This window comes from Aequorivita sp. 609, from assembly GCF_014212065.1.
Taxonomy (GTDB): Bacteria; Bacteroidota; Bacteroidia; order Flavobacteriales; family Flavobacteriaceae; genus Aequorivita; species Aequorivita sinensis.
This window is the reverse complement of the sequence record NZ_JACJVM010000034.1, coordinates 137765-159579: the sequence shown is the minus strand read 5'-3', so window position 1 is coordinate 159579 and position 21815 is coordinate 137765. Positions and strand designations below refer to the sequence as shown.

20 protein-coding genes, 1 tRNA gene and 1 pseudogene are annotated in these 21815 nt (G+C 34.2%); 7 read left to right on the top strand and 15 right to left on the bottom strand.

Translation table 11 applies throughout. The features are described from left to right. Window positions 1-18 precede the first annotated feature (18 nt). A complete protein-coding gene (locus H4O20_RS10190; RefSeq protein ID WP_185099183.1) occupies window positions 19-2610 on the top strand; it encodes a CHAT domain-containing protein in 2592 nt (863 codons plus the stop codon). Here H4O20_RS10190 and H4O20_RS10185 read toward each other — a convergent pair. From H4O20_RS10185 to H4O20_RS10170, 4 genes are all read right to left on the bottom strand, one after another. Beyond that, window positions 2602-3591: an aspartate-semialdehyde dehydrogenase gene (locus tag H4O20_RS10185; protein WP_185099181.1), complete on the bottom strand. Its 990-nt coding sequence runs from the start codon at window positions 3589-3591 to the stop codon at window positions 2602-2604. The two genes, H4O20_RS10190 and H4O20_RS10185, sit on opposite strands and share 9 nt — an antisense overlap. Before the next feature lie 398 nt (window positions 3592-3989). Continuing rightward, entirely contained in the window at window positions 3990-4400 is a 411-nt protein-coding gene (mscL, locus tag H4O20_RS10180; RefSeq protein WP_185099180.1) for a large conductance mechanosensitive channel protein MscL, read from the bottom strand. A 79-nt stretch (window positions 4401-4479) separates the two neighbouring features. Then, complete coding sequence (gene alr, locus H4O20_RS10175) at window positions 4480-5589, bottom strand: alanine racemase (RefSeq protein ID WP_185099179.1); 1110 nt, start codon at window positions 5587-5589, stop codon at window positions 4480-4482. A 2-nt stretch (window positions 5590-5591) separates the two neighbouring features. Continuing rightward, entirely contained in the window at window positions 5592-6251 is a 660-nt protein-coding gene (locus H4O20_RS10170; RefSeq protein WP_165145009.1) for a thymidine kinase, read from the bottom strand. 184 nt (window positions 6252-6435) lie between these two features. Between H4O20_RS10170 and H4O20_RS10165 the strand changes: the two genes are divergently transcribed. The 3 genes from H4O20_RS10165 to rsmI are packed head-to-tail and all read left to right on the top strand — an operon-like array spanning window position 6436 to window position 8341. Continuing rightward, the gene (locus tag H4O20_RS10165) at window positions 6436-7296 is read left to right on the top strand and encodes a hypothetical protein (protein WP_185099178.1); all 861 of its coding nucleotides are present in this window, start codon (window positions 6436-6438) and stop codon (window positions 7294-7296) included. A 10-nt stretch (window positions 7297-7306) separates the two neighbouring features. After that, the gene (locus H4O20_RS10160; protein WP_139854014.1) at window positions 7307-7663 is read left to right on the top strand and encodes a DoxX family protein; all 357 of its coding nucleotides are present in this window, start codon (window positions 7307-7309) and stop codon (window positions 7661-7663) included. 3 nt (window positions 7664-7666) lie between these two features. Continuing rightward, window positions 7667-8341 (top strand): 16S rRNA (cytidine(1402)-2'-O)-methyltransferase, encoded by a 675-nt coding sequence (gene rsmI, locus H4O20_RS10155; protein ID WP_139854013.1) that lies wholly within the window; start codon window positions 7667-7669, stop codon window positions 8339-8341. 58 nt (window positions 8342-8399) lie between these two features. On the opposite strand, the pseudogene H4O20_RS10150 reads toward rsmI, so the two are convergent. From H4O20_RS10150 to H4O20_RS10130, 5 genes and pseudogenes are all read right to left on the bottom strand, one after another. Beyond that, window positions 8400-8966, bottom strand: a pseudogene (locus tag H4O20_RS10150) (carboxymuconolactone decarboxylase family protein). A gap of 88 nt (window positions 8967-9054) precedes the next feature. Continuing rightward, window positions 9055-10530, bottom strand: a complete 1476-nt coding sequence (locus tag H4O20_RS10145; protein WP_185099177.1) for a T9SS type A sorting domain-containing protein — start codon at window positions 10528-10530, stop codon at window positions 9055-9057. A 69-nt stretch (window positions 10531-10599) separates the two neighbouring features. Then, window positions 10600-10875, bottom strand: coding sequence for a T9SS type A sorting domain-containing protein (locus tag H4O20_RS15385; protein WP_185099352.1), 276 nt, complete (start codon window positions 10873-10875; stop codon window positions 10600-10602). 2 nt (window positions 10876-10877) lie between these two features. Beyond that, on the bottom strand, window positions 10878-11174 hold the full coding sequence (locus H4O20_RS10135) for a hypothetical protein (protein WP_185099176.1): 297 nt from the start codon (window positions 11172-11174) through the stop codon (window positions 10878-10880). Window positions 11175-11691: 517 nt separating this feature from the next. Further along, entirely contained in the window at window positions 11692-12048 is a 357-nt protein-coding gene (locus H4O20_RS10130; protein ID WP_185099175.1) for a hypothetical protein, read from the bottom strand. A 177-nt stretch (window positions 12049-12225) separates the two neighbouring features. Here H4O20_RS10130 and recJ point away from each other — a divergent pair, with 177 nt between their 5' ends. After that, the gene (gene recJ, locus H4O20_RS10125; protein WP_185099174.1) at window positions 12226-13917 is read left to right on the top strand and encodes a single-stranded-DNA-specific exonuclease RecJ; all 1692 of its coding nucleotides are present in this window, start codon (window positions 12226-12228) and stop codon (window positions 13915-13917) included. 40 nt (window positions 13918-13957) lie between these two features. On the opposite strand, the gene H4O20_RS10120 is transcribed toward recJ, so the two are convergent. Continuing rightward, on the bottom strand, window positions 13958-14725 hold the full coding sequence (locus tag H4O20_RS10120; protein ID WP_165144988.1) for a UDP-2,3-diacylglucosamine diphosphatase: 768 nt from the start codon (window positions 14723-14725) through the stop codon (window positions 13958-13960). A 52-nt stretch (window positions 14726-14777) separates the two neighbouring features. Beyond that, window positions 14778-15227 (bottom strand): 6-carboxytetrahydropterin synthase, encoded by a 450-nt coding sequence (locus H4O20_RS10115; RefSeq protein ID WP_185099173.1) that lies wholly within the window; start codon window positions 15225-15227, stop codon window positions 14778-14780. Window positions 15228-15333: 106 nt separating this feature from the next. Between H4O20_RS10115 and H4O20_RS10110 the strand changes: the two genes are divergently transcribed. Then, on the top strand, window positions 15334-15969 hold the full coding sequence (locus H4O20_RS10110) for a 2OG-Fe(II) oxygenase (protein ID WP_139854007.1): 636 nt from the start codon (window positions 15334-15336) through the stop codon (window positions 15967-15969). A 128-nt stretch (window positions 15970-16097) separates the two neighbouring features. Here H4O20_RS10110 and H4O20_RS10105 read toward each other — a convergent pair whose 3' ends face one another. Both H4O20_RS10105 and H4O20_RS10100 read right to left on the bottom strand, forming a co-directional pair. Beyond that, complete coding sequence (locus H4O20_RS10105) at window positions 16098-17432, bottom strand: MATE family efflux transporter (RefSeq protein ID WP_139854006.1); 1335 nt, start codon at window positions 17430-17432, stop codon at window positions 16098-16100. Window positions 17433-17472: 40 nt separating this feature from the next. Beyond that, window positions 17473-17979 carry a GNAT family N-acetyltransferase gene (locus H4O20_RS10100; RefSeq protein WP_185099172.1) on the bottom strand — a complete coding sequence of 169 codons (507 nt, stop codon included), beginning with the start codon at window positions 17977-17979 and terminating at the stop codon, window positions 17473-17475. 137 nt (window positions 17980-18116) lie between these two features. Between H4O20_RS10100 and H4O20_RS10095 the strand changes: the two genes are divergently transcribed. Next, a tRNA-Ala gene (locus H4O20_RS10095) sits at window positions 18117-18190 on the top strand. Between the two features lie 29 nt (window positions 18191-18219). Here the strand turns inward: H4O20_RS10095 and H4O20_RS10090 are convergent. Both H4O20_RS10090 and H4O20_RS10085 read right to left on the bottom strand, forming a co-directional pair. Further along, entirely contained in the window at window positions 18220-19059 is an 840-nt protein-coding gene (locus H4O20_RS10090) for a S9 family peptidase (RefSeq protein WP_139854004.1), read from the bottom strand. Further along, window positions 19059-21788: a PD-(D/E)XK nuclease family protein gene (locus H4O20_RS10085; protein WP_185099171.1), complete on the bottom strand. Its 2730-nt coding sequence runs from the start codon at window positions 21786-21788 to the stop codon at window positions 19059-19061. The genes H4O20_RS10090 and H4O20_RS10085 overlap by 1 nt, the downstream gene beginning before the upstream one ends. Window positions 21789-21815 lie beyond the last annotated feature (27 nt).

The following is a 21815-nucleotide window of genomic DNA, read 5'->3' as shown; positions in this document are numbered from 1 at the left end:
AAGCACATAATTAGAACTTTGTTTTTCCTGATTTGTATTGGAAGTTCCGTTGCGCAAACACAGGATGTTGATGCTATTTATTCACGCTTAGATTCCTATTTAGAACAGCCAAACTCCGAGAACCAATTCGAACTCTTGAATGTAGTGGATGCTACGCTCTCAAGAGATAAAGAAGTGCTGTTGGCAAAAACCATTGCTTATTGCAATATTGGTTATATAGAAACTCAAAACAAAGCACTTCAAAAAGCTATAGAAGTTTACGAAATAGCAAAGCAATTATACTTTTCTGAAAATCTTAGTAACTACGATATTATAGAATATTGTCTAAAGCCTCTAGGTAATCTTTATATAAAAACCCAAGCCTTATCAGAAGCAGAAAATACTATAAAACATTACATAATTTATGCTAGGGAAACTGGGCAAGCTAAACAACAAGTTAGTGGTATCTTAAATCTTTCTGTATTATATCACAATCGAGGAGAATTTCATAAAGCGAAAAATATCTTGCTACAAGCCCTAAAAGATTCGCCCACCAATCATGATTTAAAAATTAATTTAGCAAGTGCATATTTTGCTTTACATCAGATAAAAGAAACTAAAAATCTTTTAAATGAAGTTTTAAAATCAAATTCTAATGACCCAAAAGCCTATCAACTTTTAGCGCAAGTTGAGCTTTCAGAAAAAGAAAATGATAAAGCAATTCTCAATTTAAAAAAGGCTATTAAAATCCTTCATAACGCCTCTAACATAAATTTTCGAGAAGCCGCGAAAATGCAATTATCATTGGCAGAAACTTATTTTGTTTCAGGACAGATGGAAAATTCTCTATCTCAAATTCAGCAAATTTATAAGTTGTTAATTCCTTCGTATAATTTAGAACAGTCTCTACCTAGAAATGATCAAGTATATGCGGAAACGATTTTAATGGATGCCCTGGACTTACAGGGAAATGTATTCAACAATCAAAGTAATTTAGATGAAGCGTTAGAAGCTTTTAATCTCGCTTCTGAAGTTAGTGATTATCTTTTTGCAGAACTGTATGTTCAAGGCAGCAAATTATTAGCTCAACAAGACGTAAAACGTAGAAGTGAGATGATGATGGAAGTGTTTTATAAGCAATATCAATCAACAAAAAACAAAGAATGGATTGCTAAAGCCGTACAACTCGATAACAAGGTGAAAGGGAGAATTGTAAGTGAGGCGGTGTTTTTAAAAGCCAAACTGAAATCGTCAGAAAATAAAAAGTTTTTAGAATTTCAAAAGCTTCAAAAGGAGTTCGCTGTGATAAATGATCAAATTCAAAAACAGGTTTTAAATAATAACCTTGATTATGATAAGTTGGTACACCTTCAAAAAGAATACAGTGCACTACTTACCAAGCAAAGAATACAATATACTAATATTCATACTGAAATAGCGAATTCTCTAATGTCAAACTCCTTTGTTGACCTAGATGAAGTTATACATAAAGCTACAATTTCAAATCAGACTTTGGTGAGTTATTTTGTTGGTTCCGAGGTTGTTTATCAGTTTGTTATTTCAAAAGAAAAACTAATATTTCAGAAAATTGTTGGTTCAAAGGCAGAGCATCAGCAATTTACAGAAGCAATTCGTTCTTATAATCGTTTTTTTGATAACCCAGCAACTATTAATAATGATATACCGCTCTTTACTGATTCTTCTTTAAAGCTTTTCAGAAAACTACAGTTACCAAAAGCAGAAAACTTGATTATTATTCCCGATGGAATTTTATCATTTATTCCTTTTCAAACATTATTAACTTCAGAATCATCGATTTTTAAATACGCTGAAATGCCTTTTTTAATTTTTGAAAGTACAGTTTCCTACACAGTTTCATTTACTGAATACTTAAGAAATACTACCCCTTTAGATGAAAGGCAATCCGTTTTAGGGGTGTTTCCTGTGTTTAAAAATTCAGCTCAGGAATTAGAATATTCGGTTAATGAAGCAAAAGCAATAGCCGAAGTATTTAAGTCTGATATGTTAATGGAGACTAAGGCCACAGTAAAAAACTTTGTTGCAAGTGCCGATTCTCATACAATTTTACATCTGTCTACTCACGCAACTGGAGGTAGTTTTAGCAGCGGACCATCAATAAGTTTTTTTGATCGAACATTTTCGGTAGAAGAACTTTATGGGCTTGAATTTTCTAATCAATTAGTGATTTTAAGTGCTTGTGACACCGGAGTTGGAAAAGTAGTTAAAGGTGAAGGTGCTTTGAGTTTAGCGCGTGGGTTTCAGTATGCGGGTGCTTCTAATGTGTTGTTTTCTTTGTGGCAGGTAAATGATAAAAGTACTGCCGAATTAATGGAGTATTATTATCAAAACCTAAGTAAAACCCATTCTCGAAATCTTTCACTTCATGGAGCTAGTTTAGATTATCTCCAAAACAAAACTATAGACAACACCCGTAAATCACCTTATTATTGGGGTGCATTTGTTTATTATGGTACCACAGATGCTCCTCAAGAAAAAAGGAATATAAGTTCAGTTTACTTTTTACTTCTTTTAATTCCTTTAATAGGAATAGGAATTTGGTATTATAAAAAGAGAAAGAAAACCTCAGTAAATTCAAAAGAATTATATTAAAGAATTAGCAACCAAGTATTCCGCAATTTGAATTGTATTTGTAGCTGCGCCTTTTCGTAGGTTGTCACTCACAATCCACATATTTACTGTGTTTTCCTGTGTTTCATCTCTACGAATTCTCCCAACAAAAACCTCGTCTTTATCGTGTGCGTAAATTGGCATCGGATAAATGTTTGTGTCTATATTATCTTGCAACGTAACGCCAGGAGTTTCGTGAAGCATTTTGCGAATATCCCCTAATTCAAATTCGTTTTCAAATTCAACGTTAACCGATTCACTATGTCCACCAGAGGTTGGAATGCGTACTGCTGTGGCTGTAATTGAAAAAGTGCGATCGTCTAATATTTTTTGAGGTTCTCGAGCAAGCTTCATTTCTTCTTTGGTATAACCATTTTCTTCAAATACATCACAGTGTGGAAGTGCATTTTTATGAATAGGGTAAGGGTAAGCCATTTCACCTTTTATTCCGGCCATTTCATTTTCCATTTGTTGCACCGCCTTCAATCCAGTTCCAGAAACCGATTGGTAGGTAGAAACAACAACGCGTTTCATTTTGTATTTTTTATGAAGTGGTGCTAATGCCATCACCAATTGAATGGTTGAGCAGTTTGGATTAGCTATTATTTTATCCTCTTTAGTTAAAATATGAGCATTAATTTCAGGAACAATTAACTTCTTGTCGCGATCCATTCGCCAAGCAGAAGAATTGTCGATAACCGTTGTTCCAACTTCAGCAAACTTTGGAGCCCATTCTAATGATGTACTTCCGCCTGCAGAAAATAAAGCAATATCAGGTTTTGCTGCAACAGCTTCTTCTAGACCTATTACTTTATAGTTTTTGCCTTTAAAAGTCATCTCTTTTCCAATAGATCTTTCTGAAGCTACTAAAAGCAGTTCATCTATAGGGAAGTTGCGTTCTGCTAACACTTTAAGCATTACTTCACCAACCATACCAGTTGCGCCAACTACAGCTAATTTCATATTCTGAAAATTATTATTCGTTATTTTAATTCTGTAAATACACTAATCTAGCGTGCTCGAATTATTAATTACTTATCTACAAAGGTCGGAAAGATTTTTACAAAGCAAGCAATGAGTTTGAAGTTAAATTTCACTTAAGAGGAAAGCCTTAACACAAAGGAGAATTAACCAAATATAGACGCTACTTTGTGCTATTTTAATGATTTGAAATTTTATTTCGTCTATTAACAGTTTTGTCAATTTAAAACAAAGAAAAACCCTCTATCTTTTTATTGATAGAGGGTTAAGGTTAGAATATATAGTGTAGCGGTACTTCGATAAATTTTCAATAAAATCCTTAGATAATTTATCAGAACTACTCAGTAACCTTTATTGATAAAGTCACTTAAGTAAGAAAATTATTTTTTTCTAAGCTCGTCACGAATTTCTAATAAAATATCCTTTTCAGATGGTCCTGGGTCTGGAGCAGGAGCTTCTTCTTTTTTCTTACGTACGTTTCCGTAAGCTTTTACTATCATAAATAAAACAAATCCTACAATTATCAGGTTAATAATGGAATTTACCCATTTACCCCACATAACTGCGTTTTCAGGTTCTACAACTTCGCCATCTGGACCAATTACAGCTGGATCTAATACATACTTAAGGTCGGCAAAATCCATTCCGCCTGCAAAATGCCCAACGATTGGCATAATCATGTCGTTAGTAAATCCTGTAACTACAAGGCCAACGGCACCTGCTAAAATTACAGCAACGGCAAGATCTACGACATTGCCCGTCATAATAAAATCTCTAAATTCTTTTAACATGTTGATTAGTTTAATGTGTTAGTATTTCCAAATTTAGCGAAATATTTATACAATATATCACAATAAATTCAGCATTTGTTTATTTACGGCAAATCACTCTTTTAATACGTTGTGAAATTGCAGTTAGTAATTCATAAGGAATAGAGTTTATAGCTGCAGATAAATCTTCCGCAGTATTTGTGGAACCAAAAACAATAGCTTCATCGCCTTCCTCACACTCAATATCTGTTACATCAACCATAATCATGTCCATACACACATTTCCGTGGATAGGAGCTTTTTTACCATTAATAACTACCCAACCTTTGCCTTTGCCATAAGAGCGTGGAATTCCATCGGCATGACCCAGCGGTAAAGTGGCAGATTGAGTGGTCTTCTCAACAATTATACCTCTGTTATATCCAATACTTTCACCTTTATTAACTGTGTGAATTTGTGAAATAACCGTTTTTAAAGTTGCTATTGGTTTAAAGTTTTTATTTTCTTCTTTATCGTTACCAAAGCCATAAAGTCCTATGCCCGAACGGACCATATCAAAATGTGCTTCAGGGTAATTAATAATCCCAGATGTGTTTGCACAGTGCAGTAATGGCTTATATCCAAGTTCCGCAGTTAATTTTTCTGAAATGCTTTTAAAAGTATTAATCTGCTTAAGTGAAAACTCTTTTTCTGATAAATCTTCAGAAGCTCCTAAATGTGAAAAGGCCGATTTTACTTTTACACTTTTTGTAGCTGCTAATTTTTTAGAAATTAATGAAATTTCGTCTTCTGTAAATCCTAGCCGGTTTAATCCAGTGTTGAATTTTAAGTGAATTGGATAGTTATTTTGATTAGTTTTTTCGGCGTATGCTATGAATTCATCTAATATTTTAAAAGAATAAATACTAGGCTCTAAACATCGATTTACTATAACATCAAAGTTTACAGGAAGTGGGTGTAATACTAAAATTGGTGTTTGTATTGCTGCATCTCTAAGAGTAACTCCTTCAATTGGATAGGCTACAGCAAAATAATCTGCACCTAAATCAACAAGTTCTTTGGCAATAGCAACTGAGTCGCTTCCGTAAGCATAGGCTTTTACAACAGCCATAAACTTGGTGTTGTTTTTTAATTTTGAAGTAAGGTATTTGTAATTATTGCTTAAGGCGTTTAAGTCTATTTCTAATATTGTTTCTGTTGCTTTGGGCATAGTTATGCTTTTTTTCCTGTATTTTCAGGAGGAATTTTATCGTTTAATTCTTCAACATCTTTCACTTCTAGTTTTACGACTTTGTCACGTAACTGTGCTTTATAAAATGCAGCTCGACTTAAGGGTTCATATTCTTCTGTTTCTCCTAGTAAAACTAGTGATTCACTTTTAGCTTTACGATAGCTATAGTGCGCAAGATTTCCTGTTCGGGTACAAACAGCGTGTACTTTAGTTACATATTCAGCAGTTGCCATTAATGCAGGCATCGGCCCAAAGGGATTTCCTTTGTAGTCCATATCCAGTCCTGCAACAATCACTCTTACACCTCTATTGGCTAGGTCGTTACATACTTTTACAATTTCATCGTCAAAAAATTGAGCTTCATCAATCCCAACTACATCGCAATTATCTGCCAAAATTGGAATATTTGCAGCGGCAGGCACTGGTGTAGATCTAATTTGGTTGCTATCGTGACTGGTTACTGCATCTTCAGCATAACGAGTATCTATGGAAGGTGTAAAAATCTCTACTTTCTGACGTGCAAACTGAGCTCGTTTAAGCCTTCGGATAAGTTCTTCGGTTTTTCCTGAAAACATGGAACCGCAGATAACTTCAATCCAGCCAAATTGTTCTTTCTGATTTACGGTATTTTCAAGAAACATAGTTTAAATTTACACGCAACATTCAACTTTAATAATTTCACCAAAAGGATATTCAACTTGCGGTTTGGTTGAAGCCTTTGGAAATCAACGTATTTACATAAGTATATAAAAATAGTTGATGATTACACAAAGGATGCGTAAATTTATAAAAACAAAATAGAAATACGGTTTAATTTAATAAGATATGAAGAAGAAACTGCGAGAGCAATTATCGACAGTCGCAAAGAAAATAATAGCTAATGAAAGTACTTTTGAAACCACATCTGTTAAAGGGTTAGTCAGAGAACTTTACGATAAATTGATAGTGCTTGAGTATCTAGAAAACCAACTTGAAGGTGATTACGAAACAGAGCCAGAAAAAGAGATGGAACAAGAAGAATCGTTAGACTCTAAAAGTTTTCGTGAAGAAAATTGGTTTACTGAGCCTGAGCCTGTGCCGCAACCAGAACACAAGGAAGATCTTATTGAACCTTTAATGGAGAAAATTAAGGATATAGTAGCTCAAATGCCTGAAGAAAGCGATAAGATAGATGAAATGCTAGACGAATTGCTTCCTAAAGTTGAGGAGCCAAAAATCCCAGAGGAATCGAAAACACCTGAGGAACCTGCGCCAGATACAGCGCCTTCAAATCATATAAAAAATGAATTGGAAGAATTTGCTTCTACCTATCAAAGAATGCCTGAATTTGAAAGAAAGCAAACAAATTTGTTTTCAAATCCAGTTGAAGTTTCAGAATCAGTAGAGGTGAAAGATGTTGAAGAAAAGAAAAAGCTTGCGTCTGAAACAAAAGTGAAATCTTTAAACGATGTTGTAAATAAAGGATTGAATGTAGGTTTGAATGATAGATTGGCATTTATAAAGCATTTATTTGATGGGCAAATTGAAGATTACACTCGTGTGTTATCACAAATAAATACTTTAGAAAGTTATGAGGAGGCACAATCCTTTTTAAACGCTCAAGTAAAACCAGACTATAATCATTGGGAAAATAAAGAAGTTTATGCCGAAAGGTTTATGAATATAATTGAAAAGCGATTTAACTAACACTTAATTTATGAGAGCCCAAAAATCAGTTTATTGGATTGCAACTGGGCTACTAAGCGCTTTATTTTTGTATTCTGCATTTATGTACCTAACTGATACAGCGGTTATTGAAGGTGATTATCAAGATTATCAATACCCAACTTATTTAGTTATACCTATGGCAATTGCTAAAATAATTGCCATATTTTTTATTTTATACCGAAAACCAAAATGGGTGATGGAATGGGCTTATGCAGGTCTGTTTTTTGATATGGCATTGGCTTCTTTTGCTCATTATTCTATTAATGATCCGGGAATAACACTTCCACTTATTGGAATTGTATTATTACTAATTTCTTATTTCTTCGGAAAAACTGTACGCCCATAAACTATGAAGGGAAAACTCTACCTAGTGCCTACACCAATAGGTAATTTAAAAGACATGACTTATCGCGCTGTTGAGGTGCTTAAAGATGTAGATTTAATATATGCAGAAGACACGCGAACTAGTGGAAAATTACTGAAGCATTTTGAAATAAATACTCAAATGTATTCTCACCATATGCACAATGAGCACAAAACTGTGGATGGAATTGTAAAGCGTATTGAAAACGGTGAGAACATAGCGTTAATTAGTGATGCAGGAACACCAGCTATAAGCGATCCAGGGTTTTTACTAACGCGCGCTTGTGTTGAAGCCGGTATAGAAGTGGATTGTTTGCCTGGAGCTACAGCCTTTGTTCCTGCTTTGGTAAACAGTGGGTTTCCAAATGATAAATTTGTATTTGAAGGCTTCCTTCCTGTTAAAAAGGGAAGACAAACTCGTCTTCAATTTCTAGCTGAAGAAACTCGAACTATCATATTTTATGAATCACCTCATAAATTGCTGAAAACACTTGCACAATTTATTGAATATTTTGGCGCTGATAGACAAATATCGGTTTCACGCGAACTCACAAAGCTACACGAAGAAACCGTCCGCGGTACCGCTGAAGAAGTTTTAAAACACTTCGAAAACAAACCACCAAAAGGAGAAATTGTAGTTGTTGTTTCGGGCAAGAAATAACGAAAATCTAAAATTATAGATCGTCAATTTTACATTAGATGTGTTTCCCTTTATTCCATCAGTGTTTGCCGAGATATTGCTCACCGCTTTCAATGGCTCCTTCTTCAATAGTAGTACTCATTGAGTCATTCCAACGATTTAAATATCCAAAAAGAGAAATAACACCTAGCATTTCCACTATTTTACCTTCATTCCAATATTTGTAGAGTTGTTGTTTTATTTCATCATTCACTGCATTCGGCACCTGACTTGCCGCTAATGAAAAGTCTAATGCGGCTCGCTCAGCCTCTGAATAAGAAGTGTGAGTTCTGTATTCCCATATATTATCGAGTTGCTCCTGCTCGGCTCCATAGCGTTCTGCAGCTCGAATGGCATGGGCTTGACAATAGCGACAGCCTGTGGCATTGCTACTTACCCAAGCAATCATTCTTTTTAAAGCGGATGTAACTCGTCCTTAATTCGCCATTACGGCTTTGTTCAGGTTTATAAACGCTTTGCTAATCGCAGGGCGGTGTTGCATAGTGAGCACACTATTTGGACAAAAGCCTAATGTTTCATTAAAAAATTCGGCCAATTGTTTTGTTTCGGTATCGTGGTTTGGGGAAAGGGGTGTAACTAATGGCATAGCTTAAATTCGTTTGAAATCCGAAAATACAAAATGCATTCGCAAATTCTAAATCACAAGCTCCAAAAACTGAATAATTTTTAAAAAACTAATTCTTCAATAACCGATAACCGCTGTTTGAAGTTTTTAGGAAATAAACACCGCTTTGAGCTGAGGAAAGATCCAGCTGTGTCTGCTTCTCATTTAACTGGCCGGTTGCAATTATTTTTCCTGTAATGTCTGTTATTTGATAGTTTTCTTTTTCGGAAAAGAAATTGCGCTCAATTATAAAAATTCCATTGGAAGGATTGGGGTAGACTATTACTTTTTGATTTTCAAATTCATCAATGGTCAGAGGGTTATTGTTATGACGTAGTAAAACAATATCTTCTGGCCCATTATACCAAAATGTGTTTCCAACACTTAAAATCTTTCCATCAGCTTGCATAAAGGAGGTAATATAATTAAAGTCTACACCACCCCCGATAAATGAATTATCTTGTGTGCCTCCAGCAAAATATCGTACTATACCATAAATACTACCTTCAAAACAGTCTAAATATTGTCCTCCGACAATCAATCTTTGGTTGTCTTGTATAATTAACCGCGAAATGCTGAAACCTGAAACTGGCAGTAGAACCGTGCCATCACTACCAAAATTGGCATCTGGGGATCCATCAGAGTTATACCTTAAAAAATAAGGTTGAAAAACAGGTTCAAAAAGATCTACGCAAGCACCGCAACTTCCCGCAATAACTATTTTATTATCATTTGTGAAATCAAGGCTTGCAGTACTGGAATTCATGGGCTCAAAAGCAAGAATTTTTGTAGTTATTCCATTGCTTCCAAAACTTGTATCCAAATAGCCATCGGGATTGAATCTCATTAAAATAATATCGGCACCGGCAATGTTGTTGCGTTTGCCCAAGAAATAGATGTTATTGTTGGCATCCGTTTTAATTTCAACTCCTTGAAAACTTTCACCGCTATAACTAGAAATTGCAGCGCCATCTACACCAAAATTTAAATTTAAAGAACCGTTGTTTAAAAAATGGTTTATTGTGATAGTGTTGTTATTTGAAAATTTCAATAACAAAAATGAGCCATCAGACAAAAGTGTCATTCCTACATAATTCCCATTAGGAATAATCTTTATGCCATTATCCGCGAAAGTAGAATCTAAATTTCCGTCATCAAGATATTTAGCAACTACGAAAGTTGAACTTTGATTTTTAGGTCCAGCGGCAATGATATTTTGAGAGTCATCATAAAACAGAAATTTAAATTCATCAAAACCATTATCATTGCTTAATACCAAACCATCCGTGCCAAAAGCCGAATCCAATGTGCCATCAGTCATAAATCTTACTAAATATGGATAGTAATTTTGATTATTTTGAGTCATAGCTCCGGAAACAATTATTTTATTGTCTGCCTGTTCCACAACATTCCACACCAAATCCTGACTGTTGTTCAAATCCATAATTACAACCCCGCCATCTCCGAACGAAAGGTCCAAACTGCCATCCTGCCCAAATGACATAAGCGTTATTAGCAACGCAAAAAAGAGTAAAATTTTGTTCATATTTTTGAACAATTAGAGGTTAGGGCACGAATTATTCCATAAGATACGAAATTATCAAATTTTAAAAAATTAATTCTTCAATAATCTAAACACGCTGTTTGAAGTTTTTAGGAAATATACACCGCTTTGAGCTGAGGCAAGGTCAAGCTGTGATTGCTTCTCATTTAACTGGCCGGTTGCAATTATTTTTCCTGTAATGTCTGTTATTTGATAGTTTTCTTTTTCGGAAAAGAAATTGCGCTCAATAATAAAAATTCCGGTGGAAGGATTGGGGTAAACTTCAAAGGTTTCTTTCTTAAATTTCGGCGTTTCTAATAGTGTATTATTAAATTTTTGTAAAACAATTTCTAAAGGTTGGGATTATTATAATAATTTGTACCCACCGTTAAAAGCTTTCCACTATTTAATATGATAGAATAGTTACTTGAAAGTGATCCAAAATTAGTGCTAAATTGAAAAGTTTGATCTTGTAAACCATTATTAAAAAATCTTGCGTATTGAAGTGTGATGCCATTCTGCCATTCTGGAGAGTTTGAATTTGCAATAAAACGCTGGTCAGGTAATATATGGCTACTTTTAAACCCTTCAATTACTCCATCTATTCCAAAATCTAAATTTAAAGAAGCATCAGGGTTCAACTTCACAGTTTTTTTAATATATAACCCAGTTACAGGGTCTATTTGTGTGGCTCCAATTAAAAAGTTTCCATTATTAAACAAAATTAAAAGTAGTATTGCTATTACTTACACTTGGTATTGGTGCTGTGCCATTTACGCCAAAGCTACTGTCTATTAAACCATTTTCGGAATATTTAATTATAGCATTCTCTAAAACGTTATCTTCTTTATAATTAACTAATATATATATTGCATTATTTTTAACAATAACTTTATTCGCTTTTACCTCATCAAGATAATGAACTGGTAAATCAATAATTCCCTGATTGCCAAAATTTATATCAAGTACTCCATTACTATTAAATTTTAAAATCTGAATATCTATTGGTCCATAACTTGAGAATCTTGCTAATAAATAAATGTTTCCAAGTTCATCTATGGTAAAAAAATTAGTATTGCTTAAGGCCGCAAATGGTTGAATGCGTCCATTATCTCCAAAAGCGGTATTAATAGAGCCATTTAAATTATACTTGGTGATATTATATTAAGTATCGATAATACTACTTACTAGTAAGGTGCCATCTGGCATGTACTGTATGTTTAAAAGGTCTTCATTTTGGGTGGGAATGATAATCATCCCGTTATCAGCAAAATCTTCATCAATAGATCCATCATCATTTATTGCCATTATAAAATTATCGGAATGAGTCATAACTCTTCCTCCACCTACAAAAACACTATTATTCTTGCCTTCCGTGATTGTTTCAACATAACTGGTTCCATTGTACACAGTGTGTGTTACAATTCCATTAACTCCGTAACTTAAATCTGGACTTCCATCTTGTGCAAAACAAATCGATGAAATAAATAGTGAGGAAACAAGTAAAAATGTTTTCCTCAACTTATAGTTTTAAGTTGAGGAGAAATGTTTATCGAAGATAGTATGTTTTCATGTAATATGAATGAGTGTTACAAATCGAAATTTCGTAAATTTACGGCATTCCCTAATATTTAATAAAAACAACTAATTCAAATTCTTAAGAATTTGGAGTTTTAATCATTGGAATTTCCGAAGTAAATGCGCTGGACATTAAAACCTATACCTGATTCTCAAAAAGTTAATGCACTTTCAAAAGATTTGAATGTAGAACCATTAGTTGCCTATCTTCTGGTACAACGCGGAATAGAAACCTTTGAAGAAGCTAAAAGTTTTTTCCGACCAAGTTTAGAGGAACTTCACGATCCGTTTTTAATGAAAGATATGGACAAAGCTGTTGAAAGAATTCAAAAAGCTATTGAAAATGGAGAAAATATTCTGGTTTATGGCGATTATGATGTTGATGGTACTACTAGTGTTGCTTTAATGTCTTCCTATTTAAAAACTTACTACCCAAATGTTTCCACTTATATTCCAGATAGATATGATGAAGGGTATGGCGTGTCTTACAAAGGGATAGATTTTGCATTCGACAATGATTTCACTTTAATAATTGCATTGGATTGCGGCATTAAGGCAATCGATAAAGTAGCATATGCTTCTGAAAAAGGTATAGATTTTATTATTTGTGACCACCACAGGCCAGGTGATGAAATTCCAAAGGCCGTTGCTGTTCTCGATCCAAAAAGAGAAGATTGTGAATATCCGTTTAAAGAACTTTGTGGTTGTGGAGTTGGGTTTAAATTAATTCAGGCACTTTCAGAAAAAAGAGGGCTAGGCCTAGATAATATTCTACTTTATTTAGATTTGGTTGCTACTGCAATTGGAGCCGATATTGTACCTGTTACTGGTGAAAACAGAATCCTAGCCTATTATGGATTAAAGGTAATAAACAGCAATCCCCGTACTGGATTTAAAGCAATTCTTAAAGAGGTAAAAAAGGAAACACTTACCATTACCGATGTAGTTTTCATAATCGCACCGCGAATCAATGCAGCAGGTAGAATGAAGCACGGTAATCATGCTGTAACCTTACTCACTGAAGAAAATCAAGAGGATGCCGAGAAATATGCTGCAGAAATTGAAGCGTTTAATAGTGATAGGAGGGAAGCCGATAAAAAAATTACAGAAGAAGCACTTCAACAAATAATTGAAAATGATGAGGAAGATCGAAATACAACTGTAGTTTATCACGAAAGCTGGCATAAAGGTGTTATCGGGATTGTTGCCTCTCGATTAACCGAAACATATTATCGCCCAACCTTAGTGTTTACAAAAAGTGGCGAAAAGTTAGCTGCCTCAGCTCGTTCTGTAAAAGGTTTTGATGTTTACAATGCTTTAGAAAGTTGTGCAGAGCATATTGAACAATTCGGAGGACATAAATACGCTGCGGGTCTTACGTTACTGGAGGAAGATTTCGAAAACTTTAAAAATGAATTTGAAAAGGTTGTTTCTGAAACCATTACACCACAGCAATTAATCCCTGAGATTAGTGTAGATGCTATGATAGACTTAAACGAAATAACTCCGAAGTTTTATAGAATCTTAAAGCAATTTGCTCCTTTTGGTCCGGGGAATATGACTCCTGTATTTATGACTGAAAATTTAACCGATGTAGGTGTGGGTAAATGTGTTGGTAAGGATAAATCTCACTTACGACTTGTGGTAAAACAGGAAAAATCCAATCAATTTACTGGAATAGGTTTTGGTTTGGCCGATAAGGAAGATATTGCTTGTAATGGCAAGCCTTTTAAAGCAGTGTATTGTATCGATGAAAACGAGTGGCAGGGGAACGTTAGCTTACAACTCCGTCTTAAAGATATAAGAGAATAGTTTATCAGATAAAGCGCTTTAGATATCCCTAAGGCAAGATTTATTTTTTGGAAGTATTAAAATTCTGCAACTCGAACTTTTCTCCGTCAAAAACACCGTAAGAGTAATAATTTATCCAATCGCCTAGGTTAAAGTAAGTTGAGTTTTCTCCAACATTAATTTCCATAGGCAAATGACGGTGCCCAAAAATGAAGTAGTCGTAATGTTTACTTTCTAGTTTTCGCTTAGAATATTGGGCTAGCCATTCCTTGTCTTCTCCAAGAAATTCTTTATCCTCATCCCCAGATATCAATTTATTTTTAACAGAAAGGTGTTGTGCTAAGCGCACTCCTAAATCGGGATGTAACCATCGAAAAAGCCATTTAGAGAACGGATTTGTAAATACTTTTTTCATGCGTTTATACCCCTTATCTCCTGGGCCAAGTCCATCACCGTGACCTATTAAAAAATGTTTGTTGTTAAACACAAACTCCTTAGGTTTATGGTAAACAGGAATGTTTAATTCCTTTTCAAAATAATCGTGCATCCACAAATCGTGATTCCCCACAAAAAAGTGAATTTGAATACCGCTATCGCGAAGTTCGGCCAATTTTCCGAGGGTTCGTACAAATCCTTTAGGTACTACAGTTTTATATTCAAACCAAAAATCGAAAAGGTCACCTAGTAAAAATATTACTTCAGCATCGTGCTTAATACTGTCTAGCCATTTCACAAAAATCTTTTCACGCGGCAAGCTTTCTGCATGAGTGGGCGCGCCAAGGTGATTGTCGCTAGAAAAGTATATTTTTTTGCCTTGTGGAATTTGCATATTCAAAGATATAGAAAAGACATTTTGACTAAACTCGGGTTACATTCAAAATTTAATTATCTGTTGCAAACCATTCAGCATAGCTGCTATCAGTTTCTTGAAGCCTTAATGAATGAAGCTTGATGTTATCAGGCAGACGATTCTTAATCTTGTTTGAAAAGTCGATTACCATCATTTCACTTGTAGGCTGATAGTCTACTAAAAGTACACTGTGCCCACGATCACTCAATTCTTTCGCTAATTCGACGTGAGGTGTGTTCTTATTGAATACCGTAGCGTGATCAAAAATATCGACAATTTCTTCTTTTACAATTTTCTTGAGATCGCTAAAATCTATTACCATTCCAAATTTCACGTTACTGTTGTCCTGGATTGGACTACCAATAACTGTAACAGAAAGTTTGTAGCTATGCCCGTGAACATTACGGCATTTACCGTCGTAGCCGTATAAAGCATGGCCAGTTTCAAAGGAAAATATCTTAGTGATTCTAATTGTCTGCATTGTCTTAATTTAAGGAATCAAAGATACAGTTTTTGAAAGGAAAAATATTTTTGAAAATCATAATCATTTGTAACCTATATTTGCCAACTTTTTTTAAATTACATAAATGACCGAAGAAATATTTGAACAACTGGAATTCGTTGAAAACCCATTGTTTGAAACCATTATTTCTGACTTAATAAATCAGAAATACAGTGTAGTAAACGACTTTTTTTCTTCAGAAGAAGTTGTGTTACTCCGAGAATCATTACTAGCAAAATATGAAGCAGACAAGTTTAAAAAATCTGCTATAGGGAACCGTGTTAATGAAGAAATTGATAAAACAGTTCGTGGTGATTTTATTCTTTGGATGGATGAAAAAAACGCCAATGAAACAGAAAACATATTTTTTAATAAGATAAACGAACTTGTTGGTTACTTAAACAAAACGTGTTTCTTAGGAATTTTATATAAAGAATTTCATTACGCTGTTTATCCTAAAGGGACATTCTACAAGAGACATTTAGACACCTTTCAAAACGACGACCGTCGTAAACTTTCGATAGTTTGTTACTTGAATGAAGATAATTGGTTAGTTGAAAATGGAGGTGAACTTACAATTTACACCGAAAACAACGAACTAGATATTTTACCACTTCCAGGTAGAGTAGTGATTTTTGAAAGTCAGATTCTAGAGCACGAGGTAAAGGTGGTAAAAGAATCAGAGCGCTTGAGTATTACGGGTTGGCTTAAAACTCGTTAATTACTTATTTTTTATTTTGTTGTAGATAACAACAGCAACCACCAAGAGTGCTAATATTAAAAATAGGCCTGGGCCACCTAAAAATTTTAAAATATCCATAGTTTAGAATTTTGTTGGTAGTAAATGTATTAATTTCCTATCAATGGAATGTATTTTCTTCGGAATTTGATAAGTAATGCCACTCCTCTATATGCTACCCATACATTCATCGCAATCCAGATTCCTAATAACCCCCAACCCATATATTTCGAAAAGTACAAAACGGGAATAAACCCTAAAAATGTGGCGCCTAATAGTACATTTCGCAGGTATTTCATTTCTCCCAATCCTTTGAAGATAGAATCCAAAGTAAATGCAAGCGCATTCAAAGGAAGGCTTATTAAGACCATAAAGAACATCCCGTATAATATCGTTAATACCGTTTCATCTTTATTAAAAATAAGCCCTAGAGGTTCATAAAGTAATATTCCGATAATCACCAGAAACGTCGAGACTAATAAGTTGTAGAAACTCACTCTTTTAGTCAATTTCCATAAAGATTTGTAGTTGCGTTCTCCTAAAAGTTTTCCAGATAAAATATTTCCTGCCGCGCCATAACCATCCAAGAAGAATGCAGTAAATATCCATATATTAAAAGCAATAGTATGTGCTGCAACATATTCTTTTCCTAAATCGGCAGCTTCTCGAGTTGCAAGAATTAGTGCTACATTTAAAGAAACAGAGCGCAGAAATAAATTCAGGCTCATAGATACTAATCGGTTAATTTCGTGGTGAAGAGGCATTTTTAGCTTAAGAGAAACATTGGTTTTTTTCATCAGAAAGGCAAAAGCTAAGATTGCCATTATTATTTGTGAGATTAAACTAGCCCAGGCTGCTCCTTTAATTCCCATCGGCTGTATTAAGCCTTCAATCCCGTAAACTAGGGCAAAGTCTAAACCTATGTTTAATCCAGCTCCAAGTGAAGCAATTATCATTGGCCAAAAAGTGTTTTGTAGGCCACGAAAGATTCCAAAAACTGCAAATGTGAATAGCGTTAGTGGAAAGCCCCAAACCCGAATATTGTAGTAGTCGATACTGAAATCGAGAACAATGCCTTCTGCATTCATCATCGAGAATATTTCCTCAACGAAGAAATAAGTAGAAAAAAGTACAATTATACTTAAGCCAATATTAAAATATATGGCCTGTGCTGGAAAATTTTCTAATTCGCTAATTTTTCCTGCCCCTAGATTTTGTGCTACTATAGTTGAAATTGCACTTCGTGTTTGTCCTAAAATCCAAATAAGGGCCGATAGGAAGGAACCTACAATTCCGACAGCTGCGAGAGATTCTATGCCAAACTCTTTAATATTTCCAACCACTGCTGCATCTGTAGCAGAAAGTACAGGTTCGGCAATTCCAGAAATTATAGCTGGAATTGCTAGTTGTTGAATACGTTTAAAAGAAATGTCTGTTGTACGCATATAACGTGCAAAGCTACAAAATAGGATTTGTTAAGCTCCGTTATTTCTTCAAAGGAAGTTCATAACAGTAAAATGGAAACTCACTTTGGTTTGGGAAATAAATGTTTTCTAACTGTTTATATCCACGCGCCTTATAGAATTTTTGATTTCGAATGTTTTTGCTGAAAGTGTCTAGTCTTACTGAAACGATGTTTTTCTGAACGGCTAATTCTTCAGCAAAATCCATCAAATTTCTTGCAATTCCCTTTCCTTGATGCTTCGGATGAACTGCTAACCGATGTATGTAGTAGTTATTTATATTCGGTGTGAGCCATTTCACACTTTTATACTCTTCATCCATTACCGTTGAAATAACGATACATCCTAAAACAATATTTTCAGATATATAAACATACAATTCACCTCTTTCGATATCTTTTTGAAAAGCTTCAACATTCGGATAGGTTTCATTCCATTGAAATATACCATCAGCTTTCATCTTTTCACCACACGCTTTGGTAATTGCGAGAACTTGGTCTATTTCAGAAATATTTGCTTTTCGAATCATTAAATTTTATTACCGTTTTACAAAACTTATTTAGATTATAAAATTATTGAAAGTTTTCAGTGTTGTGCTCACAGTCTTTATAAAAAAATAGATGTATATTAAAAAAAGTAGTACTTTCGCAATCTAATTAATCCTATGGGGGATTAGCTCAGCTGGCTAGAGCGCTTGCCTGGCAGGCAAGAGGTCACCGGTTCGACTCCGGTATTCTCCACGAAAAACCACTGCTTTTCAGTGGTTTTTTTATTTAAGAAACTCGGTAGTAATTGCTATTGTTTGTGCTAAAGCTTCAGGCAATCTATTTTCATCCCAAGGATGTTTTGCATCAAAAACGTGATCAGCTCCTTCTATAATACACAGTTTGCTATTTTGATTCCAAGAATGAATTGCTTCACCCTCTTTTAATGAAACTGTAGGGTCTTCACTACCGTGTATTATAAGAAGTGGTTTTTTTAATTCTCGTACTGCTCGATGGATTGTAAACCTTTCTTCGTTTTCTTTAAAATTCTCGTAAAACTGAAAGTTATGAGGTAGTTGTTGTTTGGTGCGGCTATTTTCGACGTGTATAACGCCTGTTTCTTGCCATTTGTAAAATTCTGGACTTCCTACTTGAAATCTTGCTTTAAAATCGCTAACACTAGCCCAAGTAACAACTTTATCAATTCTCGAGTCTTCCTCAGCTTTTATTAAAACAATGCCACCTCCACGACTGTGTCCGATTAAGGAAATCTTAGAAATATGCTTTGGAAGATTTTCGTTCCCATTTTCAATCTCGTTTAGAACTCTATCTAAATCATTCATTTCTTTACTGAAGTTATTTTCAGCGAAAGCATCCAAATCTGGAAAATCGATAGGTTGATTTACCGTTCCACCATTATGAGAAAAATTGAATTTTAAGAAACAAAATCCTGCATCGGCAAATTTTTCAGCGACTAAATGCCAAGCTCCCCAATCTTTAAAACCTTTATACCCATGGCAGAATATCACGATAGGTTGAGGTTTTTCTGTTTGCTTGTAATAAACGTCGTAAAGGATTGGTTTCTTGCCTTCTGAAGTAAGTATTTGATTTTTTCTAACTATCATTATTCTATCTCTTTTTCTGTAAATGGAATGTTTGGATCACAAATCTCTAAAATTAGCTTCTTTAATTCAATTGTAAAATTATCTAAGGTTTCTTCGGTGATTAATTGTGTTTTATTTCGGCTTCTAGGTTTGTCTTTTTTCCCAAACTTAAGAAATCCACTACCTAGATTTTTAAAAGAAATTATCCCAGCCTCTGCATTGTTTACAGGTATTTCTTTATTCATCATTAGAGCATAAGTAAGTACCTGAAATGCCTTGCTGTATTTGTAATCTTCATTAATATCTTCCCATTCGGTAATCTCAACATCGCCTTGACTTACTTGTCCTGATTTATAGTCAATGATTCTTAAATGTCCGTTGTACTCATCAACACGATCAACTTTTCCGTGAATATTTACCGGAAACTCAAGTTCACGAATTGGCACTTCTATTGTTAAATCTGTTTCAATTTTTAAAATTTTAATAGTGTTTCCAGCTTCAACATCGGCTATTTCTTTGTCTAAGAAGTTTGATATATATCTTTTAGCCACTTCAAAAATAATGAGGTTTTTTCCTTTTGAGAATGTACCCCCTTTAAAGGTTCTTTTGAATTGAAAAGTAACTTCTTCATCAATTTTCGACTTCATTTCAATAATATGTTGGGAAGTTAGAACTTCTTCTTCTAGAGGTTTATAGAATTTTTCTAAGGTGTCGTGTACAATAGTTCCTAAGGTATTAGCAGCAACGGTTTCTTCAACTTCTTCAAACTCGTTTAACCTTAAAATTCTCTGAAAATAAAAGTCTAACGGATTTCTAATATACGCTGTTAAAGCCGAGGGAGAGAAGCCTTTTGAAGCAATTTCTTTAAGTCGCGTCATTACTGCTGCGGTCTTTGCAATTTCTTTCAGGGAATGTGGCTTAATCTGTATTTTTGGAGACAGTATTTTTTTTTCAATACTGTGGTTTTCACATTTATCTATCGTTAATTGTCGTATAAAACGACTTTTCTCACCTGTATTAAGCCCTTCTGAATTATTGTTGTAGAGTAACGTTACATTGCTTGCGCGTTGTAATAATCTATAAAAGTGATAGGTGTATATCGCATCCTTTTCGGAATAGCGAGGAAGATTAAATTGCTCTTTTAAATCGTACGTAATAAAAGAGGCATTTGATTTTCCTGAAGGAAAAACGCCTTCGTTCACTGATGTGATTATTACATTCTCAAAATCCAAAACACGGGTTTCTAACACTCCCATTAGTTGAAGTCCGTTATATGCATCACCTTTAAAATCTAGTGAAGCTGTGCTTGTCAATTCTGCAAATAGAGTTTGAACGCTTTTAATAGTGTTTAAATAAGGATATTTTTCGTTTAAAGTTGCAATTTTATTAAATACCAATTTCAACTCTTGAAGAACAAGGTGTTCAACACTATTGACCTTGTTTTTATCCTGAATTGTTTTAATAATTGTTAAAGCTGAATTAACAGCTGTTGAAACGTCGTTACTCCAATTTTCGAATAAAAGTTTTAATAGGTCTTTGCCTTCATTTTCTGTTAAACCTAATATTGTTTCACTTGAAAGATGTGTAATATTTTCTTTTACTAGTTTTTCAGAAATACTTTGTGCATTAGGTAAAAACTTAGATGCTAATGGATGATTTAATATGGAAAGAATGTCTTTGTAATACAGATTATCTGTATCTCGAAGATGAATAGAAAATAGCAATTCAAAAAATACTACTGCGGGAAAATTTTTCAATGCAACCCCCATCGTTACATTAATGTTTTTTACATTTTGCGGTAGGGAGTATAGAAGGGGGACCAGTAAGTTTTCATCGCCTAAAACTATCGCAGTTTTATTAATCTCTTCATCTGAAAGTTTCGAAAGTAATTCTCCTACATATTTAGCTTGCCCAATATTTTTTTGTACTTCTACTAATTGAATGTGTTTATGTTGTTTAAAATTATCAGAATGTATACTTGGTGGATTGTCCTGAAAATACTTCCATTCCTTGATGTACTTTCTGATAAAATATGAAGCGCTGTGTTTTGGATCTTCATAAAATGATAGATCTGTATCCCAATAAATTTTACTGTTACCAGTTTCTAGTAGTTCTTGAAAGATGTATTGTTCAGCAGTATTTAACGCGTTAAACCCTACAAATAGATGTGTTTTATTTCCATTACTGTTTATATAGTGCTCAATATTTGCAGCGGCTTCCCTATATACCATTCCTTGGTAGCCGATATTTTCTTTTAGTAGTAATTCTTGGATATTATTATACAACAAGGGTAGGCTTTCCCAGAACTTTATATAGTTTTCAATTAATTCAGTTTTTTCATCTGAAACTCCCCATCGTTCTAAGGTTTTAATACTTGCCAAATACCCGAAAAAAGGAATTGTTTCAACTAAATAACGATCAATCTCATTGAAGTCGTTTAACAGTGTAGTCGCCCAGGTAGCGTAGGTTTCAAAATCATCTTTTTGTTTTATCTCAGCTGTATTTTGGTATGCCTGATAACTTTTAAAAAGTAATTCTGTATTATCTATTATAGAAAGGTTGGATAATTGTTCTATAAATTCTTCTATACTTAATATTTTAGGAGCAAATTGTGTGTGTGAAGCTTGTTTCTTCAATTCGTTCAAAAGAAAGCCACCAGCTCTCTTACTTGGTAGAATAATGGTTACTTCGGATATATCCGAGTAAGTATTTTTTATTTCTGCTAGGGTTTCTTGAATGAATGTTACCATAGCCTAAAAATAAGAAACGCCCCCGAG